Genomic DNA, 16,248 nt, shown 5'->3' on the forward strand with positions numbered 1-16,248 from the left:
AAATGGGACTTTTGATACGTCTTGGTTTAAAAAGAAGGAGATCAGAGTTCCTTTTCAATGGTCAAAATTTCCAAACCTTTCCTTTGCAATATTTGTTTCTGACATTTTTTTGTCCAGTATGGTATCCAGTCCGTCCATGTCCTCACTTATCTTTCTGTCCAGCACCCGTGCATAGATCTGGGTGGTGGCCAATTTAGTATGCCCCAATATCTTCGAGACCGTCTCTATTGGCACCCCGTTACTCAAGGTAATCGTAGTTGCAAATGTGTGCCTTGCCATGTGAAAAGTGATATTCTTCTTTATTTTACAAGCATCTGCCAACTCTTTGAGATAACTGTTCAGTTTTTGGTTCGAGATGCTTGGGAATAATTTTTCCGGGCTCTTTTTCGGGTGGTAATGGTATCTCTTGATAATGGCTAGGGCAGGACCTATTAGGGGAAGCTTGAAGGCGTTCTTGGTCTTTAGCCTTTTGGTACTTATCCAATGTTTTCCATCTATTCCCAGAATTAGGTTATCCTCTCCAGTTCCATCAGATCACAATAGGAAATGCCAGTGTAACAACTGAAAACAAATAGGTCCCTGACAATGCGTAGCCGCTCAATACCCGTATAGTATTCTTGAATGTCCTGTAGTTCCTGCAAGGTCAGGAACTCCTTTTCTTTTCTTTCCATCTTTACTTTGAACCTGCGGAAGGGATCTCTGTCTATCCATTCATTGTCCAAAGCCATTCTTGTCATCTTGCGCAGGCGTTGGATATGCTTCATCGCTCCATTATTTGAGAGCTTTTCATGTTTATGCCTGGGATAGAGTTTGCGAAGGAACGTCTCAAATCCGACAATAAACTTATGGTCTAGCTGTGAAATTGGATAATCGTCGCTTTTATATTGTTCATTGATATACTTCAATAGGTAGTTCTGTGTCGTCCTGTAATGCCTCAGGGTAGCCTTGCACAAATTGTGGGCGCAATGCACATTGTGGTGCTCGAAGAGTGTCTTTATTTTTATATTACTCCCGTCTTCACCAAAATAGTGAGCCTTGACCATCTGTGGTGTAACATAGTGGGATTTAGATCTTAATTCTCGATAGCATTGAAAAAGTTCTGTTTCAACCTCCATCAGATAGGTGTTGATTTCCCTTGCCTCTTTGGTATGTCCCGAATCCCTCGACCCTTTTCTATCCCAAATTACTATCGGGATAGTATACTTCAAACTCATGTTAATCCTTTGTGAATCGACCGTGATACGGGCATAAATATTTACCATTCCGCCAACGCTCCTTGCTATACTTATCCAAAAACTAATGGAAAATATTGATCATGTTCTCATAGGATTTGTGTTAAATCCAACGATTTTAAACTACGAAAATCAAATGCCAAACATTTGTAATACTGTTAATTACAAATTAATTCAGTTAACATTATCAATAAAAATCTTACTAACCGAATTACAAACCAAAAAAGGTCAAATCAAACCATATCATATGATAGCTCAAAAAAGTCAAAACCTTGCAAATCAATAAGATATGCAAGGTTTTGTTTTTGTTTAAAACTTAAAAAGTGACCCAGGGAGGATTCGAACCCCCAACCCTCAGAGCCGAAATCTGATATTCTATCCAGTTGAACTACTGGGCCATTTATAATCTATGAACTCAATTTAGCCTTGACAATTGCAGAAATGGTCTTTCCATCCGCCTGTCCGGCCAATTCTTTGGAAACAATTCCCATTACTTTTCCCATATCTTGCATACCGGAAGCTCCAACGGCATCGATGGTTTGCACCACTACTTTTTCAATTTCTTCTTCTGTAAGCTGCTCGGGCAAAAACTTTTCAATTACGGCCACTTGCGCCAATTCGGGCTCTGCTAAATCATCGCGGCCCTGTTCCTTGTAAATGGCCGCACTATCCTTACGTTGCTTAACCAACTTTTGAACCAATTTGATTTCGTCCTCTTCCGATAACTCTGCTCCCGCACCTTTATCGGTCTTGGCCAACAAGATTGCCGATTTAACAGCACGCAAAGATTCTAGGGCAACGGTATCCTTGGCCTTCATTGCGGCTTTCATTTCTGTCATTACCTTTTCTTGCAAACCCATCTATTCCGATTTAGATCGCGAAGATAAAAAATAAACCCGAAAGTACGTCTACTTTCGGGTTTATGCCTTCCACAAAAATGGAAGTTAATTTAAACACTACTAATCAACATTATCGTGCAAAAAAGAATTATTGGAACGCAACTGTAGATCATCGTTGCTATCTTCCCCCAAGGTAGTCCTTGATACTTTCTGTTCTCTGGGAACATCGTTCAAATCGACACCCTGGCGCTTATAAGCGGGCTCCTTTTCAATATCGTCTATGCTATTCCTATTGTTTTGAAACTTGTAATTAAAGTTTTTCAACTTTCGCCTACGCTCATCTGCCCTATCTTTTAGGATATCGCTGATGGAACTGTTCATCGGATCTAAATTGGCCGTAGTTTCTTCGTTTTTACCGGCTCCTTGATCTTTTTCTTCTACCCTAATGGTCTTTTTCTCGAATACAATTTCGTTTTCGACCATTTTTGGTTCGTGGGTCTCTGCTTTTGACTTGGCTCCGGTCAGTTTTTCCTCCAACTCCATATACTCTTGCAAGTCATAACGTGTCTCCCCTTCTTTCTTGTATTCCAAAACGGGCTTAACTTCTACGTAGTCGTTTACTTCCACATCACCTAAGCCATCATCATCTAGGTTAAACGTTATGGTATGCTCTTTTTCTTCTTCTTCTACCTCATTGTTCAATGGCATATCAAAACTCAAGGTAAATTGGTCTTCATTGCTTTTTGTGGACACCTCTTCCGCATCAACAACGTTTATATTGTTGATTACATTTTTGGCCTCGATAATTACAAAGTCGTCCTCCACATTCTCTGGGACCACTTCTTCGTAAAAAACATTAAAGTTTCTGATATAGCTAGTGGTCGGTATCAAGTCCGGGTCTCTTAATTGTATTTTTTGAGGGACTATTTTGGGCTCCTCTTCCATTTCCAATGTATGCTTCACCACTTTTGGCCCTGGTTCGGTAGTTGGTTCTGGAGTTACCGTATTCTCCACATTCACTTCTTGCACCGAAGTGGATTCGGGAGTTAAATCCTGTTCTGCGGTTTGCTCATCCTCCAAGGTATAGAATACTTTTTTGGACTCGGTGTTCACAATATTATCTTGTTGATCTACATTAAAGCCTGTAGCGATCACGGTAACAGCAATTGCCTCTCCCAAGTTCTCATCTTCTCCTACCCCCATAATTATGTTGGCTCCATGTCCGGCTTCAATCTGGATGTGATCATTGATCTCCCCGATTTCGTCTATTGTAATTTCCTGCGTGCCGGAAACTATTAACAGCAGTACATTTTTTGCACCATTGATCTTGTTATCGTTCAGCAATGGCGAATCCAAAGCTTTCATAATGGCTTCGGTGGCCCTTGCAGAACCGGAGGCTGCAGCCGACCCCATTATGGCCGTACCACTGTTGGAAAGAACGGTCTTGGCATCCCTAAGGTCGATGTTTTGTGTATAGTGGTGCGTAATTACCTCTGCGATACCCCTTGCCGCCGTGGCCAAAACTTCGTCTGCTTTAGAGAAACCGGCCTTAAACCCAAGATTTCCGTATACTTCTCTTAGCTTATTGTTATTGATGACTATTAAAGAATCTACATTTGCGCGCAATTTCTCTATCCCCATTTGCGCTTGCTTATTACGCATGGCCCCTTCGAACTGGAACGGCATGGTAACTATACCTACCGTAAGAACATCCATTTCTTTGGCCAACTTGGCAATAACAGGAGCAGCTCCGGTACCTGTACCTCCACCCATTCCTGCGGTGATAAAGGCCATTTTTGTGTTATTGTCCAACATGGCCTTAAGGTCCTCCATACTTTCCAATGCGGCTTGCTCGCCTATTTCTGGATTGGCACCAGCTCCCAGCCCTTCCGTAAGGGATACCCCTAACTGGATTTTGTTGGGTACGGAACTGTTTTGCAATGCTTGTGCATCGGTGTTACAGATTACGAAGTCCACACCGTTGATTCCGGCCTGGAACATGTGGTTGATGGCATTGCTTCCGCCACCGCCCACGCCAATAACTTTAATTACGTTGCTTTTGTTCTTGGGCAAATCAAAAGCGATGTTGTCAAACTCAGTGTTCTTACTCATGACAGTCGTGTTTCTCTACTGGGGTTATTATTCTGCATTATCCAAAAAGTCCTTCAACTTTTCAGACCATTTGTCAAAAATGGATTTTCTCTCCGTTTGGGTCACCGTAGCTTTGTTCGCCTGTGCTCCCAAATCGTTTTCTTGGCCTACCAAAATTTCTTCTTCTTGGTGTACTTCTTCTTGGTGCACCTCCTGATTCTTCTTTTTTGCTTCCAAAGAATTCATCAGTAATCCTACCGCCGTGGCATATAGTGGACTGGCTACTTCTTCGTCCGAGTCCCCTGCAAGGTGCTCATTGGGGTATCCTATTCTGGTATCCATTCCGGTAATGTATTCGACCAATTGCTTAAGGTGCTTTAATTGGCTTCCTCCACCGGTCAAAACAATACCTGCTATCAATTTTTTCTTTTGTTCTTCGTGGCCATAGTTTTTGATCTCCACATACACCTGTTCCACGATTTCCACCACGCGGGCATGAATGATCTTGGAAAGATTCTTTAAAGTAATTTCCTTGGGTTCCCGACCTCTTAATCCTGGAATGGAAACTATTTCGTTATCCTTGTTCTCGCCAGGCCATGCGGAACCGAATTTTATCTTCAATAGTTCGGCCTGCTTTTCGATAATCGAGCAACCCTCTTTAATGTCATCCGTAATTACGTTCCCTCCAAATGGGATAACAGAAGTATGACGGATAATGCCATCCTTAAAAATGGCAAGGTCGGTTGTTCCGCCTCCTATATCGATCAAAGCAACACCGGCTTCTTTCTCTTCTTGACTAAGAACGGCATCTGCAGATGCCAAAGGCTCCAAAGTGATGTTGCCTAGGTCCAAACCTGCACTTTTAATGCACCGTCCAATGTTTTTAATGGATGATACTTGACCCACCACTACATGAAAATTGGCTTCCAAGCGCCCACCGTACATTCCCACAGGCTCTTTGATTTCGGATTGACCATCCACTTTATATTCTTGTGGCAACACGTGAATGATTTCCTCACCCGGCAGCATGACCAACTTATACACTTGGTTGCACAGTTTATCCAAATCCACGTGATCTATAACTTCTTCAGAATTTGGTCTTGTGATATAATCGCTGTGGTGCAAACTCCGGATATGTTGACCTGCAATACCAACCACAACGGAACCGATCTTTAAACCGGAATTGAGCTCCGCTTGTTCAACAGCTTGCTGAATAGACGATATGGTCTGTGTTATATTATTGACCACACCGCGGTGAACGCCCAAACTTTTAGAGCGCCCTATACCCAATATTTCAATCTTTCCATACTCATTTTCCCTACCAATGATAGCTACGATCTTGGTAGTTCCAATATCCAACCCAACTGAATAATTACCCTGTTCCATAATTTAAATTTTGGTGCAAACCACTTGATTGTTGAATTCCAAACTAACTGTTGCATAATCCTCCAAGGAATTGTCCTTGGCCGCCTTTGCATAAAAGGCCATAAAATTTTTGAACTTCTTGTTCAAATTGTCCACTCCTCCCAAATTCACAACAAAATTTTCCATGCGAAATCTGAGCTGATAATTTCCTTCTTCCTCAATATGTATCCCGATGACGTTCTTTCTCAGAAAATCATCTTGATTGATATAATCCAATATCACGTAGGCATCCTCGAGGGTTTTTCCTGTAATTTTTCCTGTAATTATTGGTACCCTGGCCGAATGATACTTTGACAGCGGCATGCGTTTGCCCTGATCATCCAAATAAAACTTGGAGACACCCTCTATTCTACCAATTGGCTTACGCTGAACAATCTTGGATACAAGCTCCCCATTTACAGTAAGATACACCTGGGCATTTTTGACCATATCGCTGGATAAAAGAATCTCCTCTATGGTATTCAAAACTAACTGTTCTTTGGGCGTATTTTTTAGTGGCCCGTAATTTTGTATTAACAATTTATTAACCGCATCCTCAGTTAAATACAAATTGCTTTCACCAACAAATTTTACAGTCACATTTTCGACTTTTTTCTGTTGATTTCTTTGTCCGGCAAAGCCATAGAGTGCAACTACGGCCACGGACAAAAATGTAAGTTTTATGTAATCCCAATTAATGCGCATAGCCCAATGCTTTTTTAATTTTTGGAACCTCAAGTCCAATATCCCCTGCTCCAAGAGTTACCAGTACTCCTGATTTGCAGCTACTTGCCTCCCCTACCAATTCCGATTTGGAAATCAGCTTTTTATTGGGGTTCTTTATTTTTTCCAACAGCCATTCCGATGTTACTCCCTCAATGGGTTCTTCCCTGGCCGGATAGATGTCCAGTAAAATGACATGGTCAAAATTCGAAAGACTATCTGCGAAATCATCGGCAAAATCCTGTGTTCTTGAAAATAAATGTGGTTGGAAAATTACAGTGACCTGTTCTCCTGCATGCATTTCTCGGACGGCTTGATGCACTGCATTGATTTCGGTCGGATGATGTGCATAGTCATCTATAAAAACAAAATCCTTGGTATTTATCTGATACGAGAATCTACGCTGAACCCCTTTAAATGTTCCTAAAGCCTTTGCAAGGGCATGCGAGGAGCAACCGGTTTGTTCCGCCATTGCAAAAGCGGCCAATCCATTGAGCAGATTATGTCTTCCCGGCTTGTTGAACGTTACTCTCTTGATTACTTCCGAGGGCGTCACAATGTCAAATATGTAGGCTCCTTGTTCAATTTCGATATTTGTAATGCAATAATCGGCTCCATCTTCTATCCCAAAAGTGGTTCCCGCCAAAGGCAACCCCTTTCTCAAAAATAACTTTCCTTCTGGTTTGATTTTTCCAATGAACTCATGAAACGATCGTTCCAACTCCTCTTTGCTACCATAAATATCCAAATGGTCAGCATCCATAGATGTGATGCATGCGACCGTCGGTGTCAAACGTAAAAATGAACGATCAAACTCATCGGCTTCAACAACAGAGTATTCAGTGCCATCCAGCACAAAATTGCTATCGAAGTCTTCCGAAATCCCCCCTAAAAATGCAGTCATCGGCAAGTTACACTCCTTGAGCAAATGCGCCAAAATACAAGTCGTGGTTGTTTTACCATGTGTCCCGGCCACTGCTAAACAGAATGAGTCCTTGGTTATAATCCCAAGCACTTCAGAACGCTTTTTTATATCAAAGCCGTTGTTTTTATAAAACTGATATTCAGAATGTGATGTTGGAACTGCAGGAGTATACACCACCAAAGTTTGTGGGTGCTTGAACGTATCCGCAATCAAATCCACATTGTCCTCAAAATGAACCGAGATACCTAAGGATTCCAAACCTTCAGTTATTGGGGTTGGGGTTTTATCATAGCCGGCCACTTCTTTCCCTATAAAATTGAAATAACGGGCAAGAGCGGACATTCCGATTCCACCGATACCGATAAAATAAACACTATGTATATCCTTCAAATTCACTTCAACAACTTTTCAATTTCGTCCACAATATGTTCCGTAGCCTTTGGCATTGCCATTTTTTTAATGTTTGTTCCCAACCGTTCTCGTATGCTTTCGGACTTCAGCAATTCGGAAAACTTGCCTTCAAATACAGCATCCAACTGATTTTCCTTGATCAAAATGGCAGCTTCCTTTGCGACCAGTGCTTTGGCATTCTGGGTCTGATGGTCCTCTGCCACGTTTGGAGACGGTATAAATATCACCGGTTTACCTACCAGACAAAGCTCTGACACAGAGCTCGCTCCTGCCCTAGATATAATTACATCGGCTATTGAATAGGCTAAATCCATCCGGTTGACAAAAGCCGATACTTTGACGGCTTCGGAGTTATGTTTTTCGTAATCATCGAAATACAGTTTTCCACATTGCCAAAGTACCTGTAACTGGTTTTTTTGAAAAAATCCCAACTCTTTTTCGATCAACTGGTTAATTCTTCTTGCCCCTAGGCTACCACCCAAAACCAGAACAGTTTTTCTATTGTCATCTAATCCAAAAAAATTAGCTGCTTCTTGTTTATTTTCCTTCAGTTCTATCAAATCTGTTCTGATGGGGTTTCCGGTCTTCACTATTTTCTCTTTCGGAAAAAAACGTTCCATCCCATCATAGGCTACACAAATTTTCTCCGCTTTGCCCGCCAATAGTTTGTTGGTGATACCTGCAAAAGAATTCTGTTCCTGCAACACACATGGAACGCCAGAACTTTCGGCCATTCGCAACAAAGGGCCACTAGCAAACCCACCTGTTCCTATAGCAACATGGGGCTTGAACTCTTTTATTATTTTGCGCGCTCCTAACAAACTACTCATCAGTTTAAATGGAAACATGAGATTTTTAAATGTCAGTTTCCGTTGTATTCCACTAATCCACAATCCTTTTATTTCATATCCGGCCTGTGGCACTTTTTCCATTTCCATTTTATCCTTTGCCCCCACGAACAAAAACTTGGCATCCGGGTACCTCCTCTTTAGCTCGTTGGCAATGGCCACTGCGGGATATATATGTCCCCCTGTTCCTCCTCCAGATAGTATAAATCTATAATTGCCCACTTAATACTTCTAAAGGGTTTGTATCTTCTATGCCTTGGGATTGCTCCTCCAAATTTTCCTTTTTATTGCTTGCGCTCAAAACTATTCCTATCGCCATACAAGTCATCCAAATAGATGTTCCTCCCATACTGATCAACGGTAACGGCTGACCGGTAACAGGGAACAACTGGACCACCACCGCCATATTGATGAATGCCTGGAACACAATAGGCAGACCCACCCCAATCACCAGTAATTTCGAAAAAACTGTTTTGGACGAATGTGCGACTACCAGAATGCGAAAAAGCAGCAGTAGATAAAAAAACAGCAACGCTCCGCCGCCGAGCAAACCATATTCTTCGATAATAATGGCAAAAATGAAATCGGAAGTACTCTGCGACAATAAGTTTTTCATCACACTTTTGCCCGCTCCCTTTCCTACAATGCCCCCTTCCGCCACGGCAATCTGAGCCAATGTCAACTGGTGCAGATTGTCCTTGTCCGCTTGTTCCGGATGGATAAAGGTCTCTATCCTCGATTTCCAGGTTCCGGCACGTTGCGGCAATACTTCGGGCGCCTTGAACAGTACAAACAGGAACATTCCTGCCAATACAATCCCTGTGGCTACCATGGCAAACAAATACTTTAGGGGATATCCGCCCAAAAAACACAGAACCAGAGCCATAAAACTTATAATGGCTGCGGTTGAGAAATTTTCTGGCAAAATCAATAGCACTACCAAAGCTACCGGCAACCAGAGTGGCAGAATACTTTCCTTAAAAGTTATCTTTACGTCTTTGATCTTGGTCAGGTATCTAGCAATCCAAATCATTAAGACTACTGCCGCCAAGGTGGATGTTTGAAAATTGACCCCCACCAACGGAATTTTTATCCAACGGTTGGCCGTTACCCCACCTATGCGGGTTTCCACGGTCAAAGTATAGATCAGAAGCAGAATAACAATAGGCATAGCTATTATGGACAGCCCTTTAAAGTAATGGGTAGGAATTCTGTGTACGGCATAGATTATCCCAAAACCCAAAAACAGTAATACAGCATGCTTTACCAGGTGACCCAAGGTTGTTCCGTCTCCATTAACATAAACCAAATTGGTACTGGCGCTGTACACTGGCAAAAATGAGAAAAGCGCCAATAGGGCCACAACACCCCAAATGGCTTTATCACCTTTCAGATTTTTGAATACTCTCAACACTTTTTACAACTTTTTTACTGCGTTTTTAAATTGATCTCCCCTATCCTCATAATTGGAAAACAGGTCAAAACTTGCGCAAGCTGGGGACAACAAAACGGCATCTCCACGTTCTGCAATCTTATAGGCCACTTTTACGGCTTCTTCCATGGAAAAGGTCTCGACCACCAAATCGATTACATTCCCAAAAGCATCTTTTAACTTGGAGTTGTCCACTCCCAAACAAACAACGGCCTTTACTTTTTCCCTAACCAATGGCATAAGCTCGGAATAGTCATTGCCTTTGTCCACACCGCCTGCAATCCAAACAATAGGTCGTTTTATACCGTCCAAAGCGTAAAATGTAGCATTTACATTGGTCGCTTTGGAATCGTTAATGTATTCCACATGGTTTATCTTAAGTACCTTCTCCAATCTGTGGGGTACTCCCTGAAACGACTGGATACTTTGGCGAATAGTTTCTTTTCTAACTTTTACCAACATAGCCGCCATACTGGCCGCCATGGTATTTTTTACGTTGTGCTGACCTTCCAAGGCCAAAATATCTTCGTTCATCTCCAAGGTTTTATGTTCTAATTTCATTTTTATCTTTTTGTTTTCTAACCAAGCTCCCTCGTCCAGTTTTCTTTTTACAGAAAAGGGCAACAATTTGGATCTAACTGGGTGTTTTTTTAACCAATCAAGGATTACTTGATCATCGGCATCGTAGATCAGGTAATCATTTTCATCTTGATTCATGGCTATTCTGAACTTGGAAGCGATATAGTTTTCGAATTTATACTCATATCGATCCAAATGATCAGGTGTTATATTGGTAATAATGGCTATATGGGGCTTAAAATCCACAATACCATCCAACTGGAAGCTGCTTATCTCCAATACATAATGATCATAGTCCTCTTCGGACACCATTTTAGCATAACTATCTCCAATATTTCCGGCCATACCTACATGCATCCCTTCATTTTTCAATAAATGATAGGTTAGCATAGTGGTGGTGGTTTTACCGTTACTACCTGTGATGCCGATCAAACTTGTCTTGGTGTATTTTGATGCAAATTCTATTTCCGAAATAACTGGTACACCTTTTTCAAGGAGCAACTTTACCAACGGCACCTTGTCCGGTATCCCCGGGCTTTTCATAACTACATCGGCATTCAATATTTTGGATTCGGTATGCTTTCCCGATTCCCATTCAATCTCAAAATGTTCAAGAACTTTCTTGTACTTATCCTTTATTTCGCCTTTGTCGGATACAAAGACCTCAAATCCTTCTTTTTTTCCCAATATGGCCGTACCTACGCCACTTTCTCCTCCACCGAGTATCACCAAACGACCCATTATCTTATTTTTAGCGTAACTATGGTAATTATGGCCAACAAAATTCCAACAATCCAAAAACGGGTCACTATTTTACTCTCGTGGTAGGATTTTTTCTGATAATGATGGTGCAATGGCGCCATTAAGAATATTCGCCTACCTTCGCCATACTTTTTCTTGGTATGCTTAAAGTACCCAACCTGTAACATTACCGACAGTGATTCCGCGAAGAAGATTCCGCACAAAATCGGTATCAATAATTCCTTTCTAACTATAATGGCGATTACTGCAATGACTCCCCCTATGGTTAAACTCCCTGTATCCCCCATAAAAACCTGGGCCGGATAAGCATTGTACCATAGAAAACCTACCAGGGCGCCAACAAAAGCCGCGATAAAAACTACCAATTCCCCCACTCTGGGCAAGTAAAAGATGTCTAGATAATCGGAAAATTCAATGTTCCCCGATACCCAAGCAAAAATTCCCAGGGTCAACACAATAATAGCGGACGAACCAGCGGCCAGACCATCAATCCCATCGGTTAGATTGGCCCCGTTGGACACGGCTGTTACGATCAAGATCACTACCGGGATAAATATGAGCCAGGCATAATCTTCCGCTCCCTCTCCCATCCAAGAAATAAAATCTGCGTAATCCAACTCGTTGTTCTTAAAAAAGGGCACATTGGTCCGTACAGACTTGGTCTCTTCACCAAAAACATTTTCTACCCGAAAATTCTCGGTTATGGTTGTGGTATCTTTCTCCTTAATGGTAACCTCGGGATGGAAATACAGTGTCAAGCCAACAATCAACCCTAAAACAACTTGACCCATTACTTTAAAGCGCCCCTTTAATCCCTGTTTGTCCTTTTTAAAGGTTTTTATATAGTCATCTATAAAACCGATTATCCCCATCCAAATGGTGGTCACAATCAGTAGAATCACATAAATATTCTTGATATCAGCAAAAAGAATTACCGGCAACAAGGTGGACATAATAATGATCAACCCTCCCATTGTGGGTGTTCCAGCTTTCTGTTTTTGTCCTTCCAGACCCAAATCCCGAATGCTTTCCCCTATCTGTTTTTTTTGAAGCAAAAGAATGATTCGCTTTCCGTAGACCATGGCGATCAATAGCGATAACAATACGGACATGGCAGCCCTAAAGGTGAGGAACTGAAAAAGTCCTGCTCCCGGCAATTGATATTGTTTCTCTAAAAATTCGAACAAGTAGTATAACATGGACTACATTATTTTTTTAGGCTCTTAAGAGCTTCTTTCACTTCTTTAAAATCATCAAAATCTACCCGGACACCATTGGTTTCCTGATAGGTCTCGTGGCCTTTTCCGGCCACAAGGATTATATCGTTGGCCATTGCCAATTTACAAGCTGTATTTATGGCCTGCCTCCTGTTTTCAATGGACAACACCTTTCTGGTATTTTGAGGTTCCACACCCGTTTCCATTTCTTCTATAATGGTTTTAGGGGATTCCGTTCGTGGATTATCGGAGGTAAATATGGCTTGGTCGCTCATTTCTGAAGCGATATGACCCATAACCGGACGCTTTGACTTGTCACGGTCACCACCACACCCCACTACGGTGATGACGTTTTCATTTCCAGTCCTCAAGGCGTTGATAGTAACCAACACATTTTTGAGTGCATCCGGCGTATGGGCATAATCAACAATTGCCGTTATTCGCTCTTTTGATATATAATATTGAAACCTTCCATCCACATTTTCCAGCTCGCTCATCAACCTAAGGGTCTCCATTTTTTCTAGACCTAGTATATCCGCGGTGGCATAGATGGCCAACAGATTGTATGCGTTAAAATCTCCAATAAGTTTGGACCATAGTTCGTTCTCATCAACTTTCAACAATTGACCATTGAACTGTTTCTCCAAAATTTGTGCCCTGTAATCGGCGAAGGATTTTAATGCGTAGGTGTATTTTTTTGCCTTGGTGTTCTGCAACATAACAGGCCCGTTTTTATCGTCGATATTTACCAGCGCGAAGGCCGTTTTTGGCAACCCATCGAACAATTTTTTCTTGGTATCCCGATATTCGGCAAATGTTTTATGGTAATCCAGATGATCATGGGAAAGGTTGGTAAAGATGGCACCTTCAAAAAAAAGTCCCTCTGCCCTTTTTTGATGAATACCGTGAGAACTCACCTCCATAAAACAATACTCCACACCAACATCGTTCATTTTGGACAAATAATCGTTGATCGTTATTACATCGGGAGTGGTGTGTGTAGCCTTATGCTCGATATCATCCACCAGCACTTTAATCGTTGAAATAAGCCCGACCTTGAATCCTGCTTTTTTAAACAGATTGTACAGCAGGGTCGTTACCGTTGTTTTTCCGTTGGTGCCGGTTACCCCAATAAGTTTTAGGTTTTTGGAGGGGTTTTCGTAAAAATTGGATGCTATTACCGCCAATGCACTATTGCAATCGTTCACCTGAAGATAAGTGACACCGTTCACAACAAGTTCCGGCAGTTCTTCACAGACAATGGCCCTAGCACCTAAATCTATAGCCTTTTGGATGTATTCATGCCCATCTGTCACCGTACCTCGAATGGCCACGAACACATCGTCCATTTCCACTTTTCTGGAATCGAAGTGGATTTGGTTCACCATTACACCGGTATCCCCGCTCACTGCGGAAAGACTTACACCATATAATATGTCCTTCAATAACTTCATGAAAGCTCCAATATTATTTTCTTTACTAGATCAAGACGGGTGCCTTGATCAACAGATTGTTTCTTCACCTTTCCATTTCCATGCACCTCAACCTGAATACCAAGGTTCTCCAAAAGGGAAACGGCATCCATTCCACTCATACCCCTTACATTGGGCAAGGTGCTGTGTTTTTTTTGCACTTGTGCAAAATATTGTTGGTAGTCCTTGTCCAAATCGGAATCTTTAAAACTCCCACCGTCCACTTCGTCTACCATGGGTGAAATGGCATGGATCTTCTGGGCCATGGACTTAAATACCGGACCGGATACATCGGCTCCATAATACCCTTCTTCCTTATCTGGTTCGTGAATCACGACAATGCAGGAATATTTGGGGTTGTCTGCCGGAAAATAACCCGCAAACGATGAGATATAAGCCAACTTGTCCGGGTTTTTAGCTACGTAATTTTTCTGCGTGGTACCTGTTTTACCGGCCATAGAAAAATTCTTGGAGTATAATTTATGGCCTGTCCCGTAATCTTTCTCCACCACATCCTTTAATAATTGTTGCGCTTTTTTCACAGTTTCTTTGGAACAGATGGAGGAGTTGAGCACTTGTTTATCAAAACGCTTAACCACTTTGTTGCCGTCCTTTACTTCTTGGATCAAACGAGGTTTCACATATTCTCCATCATTGGCAATGGCATTGTAAAAAGCCAATGTTTGAATGGGTGTCAACGATACTTCGTAGCCATGGGACATCCATCCCAAAGATATCCCCGACCATCCTTTGTCACCAGGATAACGGATAACCGGGTCGCCCTCCCCTATAATGGGTAGATCCAACTTTTTGTGAAGCCCCATGTTCATTAGGCGGTTTACAAACTTTTCGGGCTCTTCTTTATAATTTTCATTAATGATTTTTGCGAATGCCGTGTTGGAGGATACGGCGAATGCCCTGGATACGGTAATTTTTCCATACCCGCCCCATCTGGAATCTTTAACCACACCATCATAAATTCGATACCTTCCTTTTTCCGTATCGATGACAGAACTGGTATCCACCACCTTATCTTCCATAGCAGCGACAAGGGACATCAATTTGAATGTAGAGCCTGGTTCATGTGACTCGCCAACGGCATAATTCAATTTCTCGTAATATTTTCCTTCAGAAGTTCTACCCAAGTTGGAAATCGCCTTGATTTCCCCTGTTTGGGTCTCCATCACCACTACGCAGCCATGATCGGCCTTGTATTTTTCCAGTTGCTTTAATAGTTCGTGATGCGCTATATCTTGAATATTGACATCGATTGTGGAAACCACATCCAATCCATCCTGTGGCTCCACAATATTGTCCAAACCAACGGGTTTCCACTGCCCTTTGGCTATTTTCTGTTTTAAGCGTTTGCCTTCTTTACCTCTTAAATAGGTTTCGCCAAATGCCCCATCGAGGCCTACGCGGGTATAGTAACCGTTTTCGTCAACACGTTCGTAACCAATGCTACGGGCGGCCATTTTACCCAAAGGATATTCGCGCACAACACGATGCGTTTCCACAAAACCTCCTTTATAGGGTCCCAGGTTAAAGAGCGGGAATTGTTTGATCCTAACATAATCCAAATAACCAACATTACGAGCGACCAGTTTATACCTATTGCCATTGGCCCTGGCCTTACGGAACAATTGTCTGTAATACGAAGATGGACGATCGAACAATTTGCCCAAAGAATCGGACAAGGCACCTACGTGGTTCTCAAAATTTTCTTGTGATACGGTCTTGGCATCGAACCTGATTTCATATTTTGGAACCGATGCCGCCAACAGACTACCATCTTCTGAATAAAGATTGCCCCGATTTGGTTCAATAGTGAACATCTTCTCGGTTTTGCTGAGCGCCAATTCCTTGTATTTTTCGCCCTGCACCATTTGGATATCCACCAATTTCACCACCACTGCTATGGCCAAAACAACAAGCCCCGTTGCTACGAGGTACAATCTGTTCATTATATTTTTTTCGGTGATGGCCACTATTCCGATGATTTAACTTTAATTTTTTTTGGTGGATTTTTAGAAGGCACCAAACCTTTTTCCGCTACAACCTCGCGCAACGTTGATTCCAATTTTAACTGTTGCACACTGGAACGAGCTTCAAAAAACTCACTTTTAAGTTTACGGACCTCCTCGTTCAATTGAGCGATCTCCAATACTTTTTTATCGGCATTATGACTACTGGAAATCATCATTGCTGCCAAAAACGAGGCAAACAACAGGAACATCCAATTCTTGGGAGCATCTCCGCTCACCAAAAATTTTCCTTTTAATATGTCCAGCAATCCTTTTCTCATTTTGTGTT

The 16,248-nt window shown here is 42.0% G+C and carries 15 protein-coding genes and 1 tRNA gene; 1 reads left to right on the forward strand and 15 read right to left on the reverse strand.

The features are described 5' to 3' along the window. Positions 1 to 54: 54 nt before the first annotated feature. Positions 55 to 507: a site-specific integrase gene (locus MJO53_RS02640; protein WP_313791035.1), complete on the reverse strand. Its 453-nt coding sequence runs from the start codon at positions 505 to 507 to the stop codon at positions 55 to 57. Continuing rightward, positions 507 to 1,214: a site-specific integrase gene (locus MJO53_RS02645; RefSeq protein WP_252080370.1), complete on the reverse strand. Its 708-nt coding sequence runs from the start codon at positions 1,212 to 1,214 to the stop codon at positions 507 to 509. The genes MJO53_RS02640 and MJO53_RS02645 overlap by 1 nt, the downstream gene beginning before the upstream one ends. 85 nt (positions 1,215 to 1,299) lie before the next feature. On the opposite strand from MJO53_RS02645, the gene MJO53_RS02650 reads away from it, so the two are divergent. Continuing rightward, positions 1,300 to 1,518: a hypothetical protein gene (locus tag MJO53_RS02650; RefSeq protein WP_252080371.1), complete on the forward strand. Its 219-nt coding sequence runs from the start codon at positions 1,300 to 1,302 to the stop codon at positions 1,516 to 1,518. 38 nt (positions 1,519 to 1,556) lie between these two features. Here the strand turns inward: MJO53_RS02650 and MJO53_RS02655 are convergent. From MJO53_RS02655 to MJO53_RS02715, 13 genes are all read right to left on the reverse strand, one after another. Beyond that, positions 1,557 to 1,630: transfer RNA gene (locus tag MJO53_RS02655), tRNA-Arg, on the reverse strand. A 9-nt stretch (positions 1,631 to 1,639) separates the two neighbouring features. Further along, complete coding sequence (locus tag MJO53_RS02660) at positions 1,640 to 2,092, reverse strand: GatB/YqeY domain-containing protein (protein WP_224837561.1); 453 nt, start codon at positions 2,090 to 2,092, stop codon at positions 1,640 to 1,642. Positions 2,093 to 2,191: 99 nt separating this feature from the next. Further along, the gene (ftsZ, locus tag MJO53_RS02665) at positions 2,192 to 4,183 is read right to left on the reverse strand and encodes a cell division protein FtsZ (protein ID WP_252080372.1); all 1,992 of its coding nucleotides are present in this window, start codon (positions 4,181 to 4,183) and stop codon (positions 2,192 to 2,194) included. Between the two features lie 27 nt (positions 4,184 to 4,210). Next, positions 4,211 to 5,548, reverse strand: coding sequence for a cell division protein FtsA (gene ftsA / locus MJO53_RS02670; RefSeq protein ID WP_224837559.1), 1,338 nt, complete (start codon positions 5,546 to 5,548; stop codon positions 4,211 to 4,213). Between the two features lie 3 nt (positions 5,549 to 5,551). Next, complete coding sequence (locus MJO53_RS02675; protein WP_252080373.1) at positions 5,552 to 6,271, reverse strand: cell division protein FtsQ/DivIB; 720 nt, start codon at positions 6,269 to 6,271, stop codon at positions 5,552 to 5,554. Then, complete coding sequence (murC, locus tag MJO53_RS02680) at positions 6,261 to 7,610, reverse strand: UDP-N-acetylmuramate--L-alanine ligase (RefSeq protein WP_252080374.1); 1,350 nt, start codon at positions 7,608 to 7,610, stop codon at positions 6,261 to 6,263. The genes MJO53_RS02675 and murC overlap by 11 nt, the downstream gene beginning before the upstream one ends. Beyond that, a complete protein-coding gene (gene murG, locus MJO53_RS02685) occupies positions 7,607 to 8,695 on the reverse strand; it encodes an undecaprenyldiphospho-muramoylpentapeptide beta-N-acetylglucosaminyltransferase (RefSeq protein ID WP_252080375.1) in 1,089 nt (362 codons plus the stop codon). The genes murC and murG overlap by 4 nt, the downstream gene beginning before the upstream one ends. Further along, positions 8,682 to 9,887 (reverse strand): FtsW/RodA/SpoVE family cell cycle protein, encoded by a 1,206-nt coding sequence (locus tag MJO53_RS02690; protein ID WP_252080376.1) that lies wholly within the window; start codon positions 9,885 to 9,887, stop codon positions 8,682 to 8,684. The genes murG and MJO53_RS02690 overlap by 14 nt, the downstream gene beginning before the upstream one ends. Before the next feature lie 3 nt (positions 9,888 to 9,890). Next, positions 9,891 to 11,225, reverse strand: a complete 1,335-nt coding sequence (murD, locus tag MJO53_RS02695; RefSeq protein ID WP_252080377.1) for a UDP-N-acetylmuramoyl-L-alanine--D-glutamate ligase — start codon at positions 11,223 to 11,225, stop codon at positions 9,891 to 9,893. Next, entirely contained in the window at positions 11,225 to 12,445 is a 1,221-nt protein-coding gene (gene mraY / locus MJO53_RS02700) for a phospho-N-acetylmuramoyl-pentapeptide-transferase (RefSeq protein WP_224837553.1), read from the reverse strand. Before mraY ends, murD begins: the two co-directional genes overlap by 1 nt. An 8-nt stretch (positions 12,446 to 12,453) precedes the next feature. Then, positions 12,454 to 13,917, reverse strand: coding sequence for a UDP-N-acetylmuramoyl-L-alanyl-D-glutamate--2,6-diaminopimelate ligase (locus MJO53_RS02705; protein WP_252080378.1), 1,464 nt, complete (start codon positions 13,915 to 13,917; stop codon positions 12,454 to 12,456). After that, positions 13,914 to 15,923 (reverse strand): penicillin-binding protein, encoded by a 2,010-nt coding sequence (locus tag MJO53_RS02710; protein ID WP_252080379.1) that lies wholly within the window; start codon positions 15,921 to 15,923, stop codon positions 13,914 to 13,916. Before MJO53_RS02710 ends, MJO53_RS02705 begins: the two co-directional genes overlap by 4 nt. After that, entirely contained in the window at positions 15,923 to 16,240 is a 318-nt protein-coding gene (locus tag MJO53_RS02715; protein WP_224837550.1) for an FtsL-like putative cell division protein, read from the reverse strand. The genes MJO53_RS02710 and MJO53_RS02715 overlap by 1 nt, the downstream gene beginning before the upstream one ends. Between the last annotated feature and the right edge of the window lie 8 nt (positions 16,241 to 16,248).

The organism is Flagellimonas marinaquae (assembly GCF_023716465.1).
In the GTDB taxonomy this organism is placed as follows: Bacteria; Bacteroidota; Bacteroidia; order Flavobacteriales; family Flavobacteriaceae; genus Flagellimonas; species Flagellimonas alginolytica.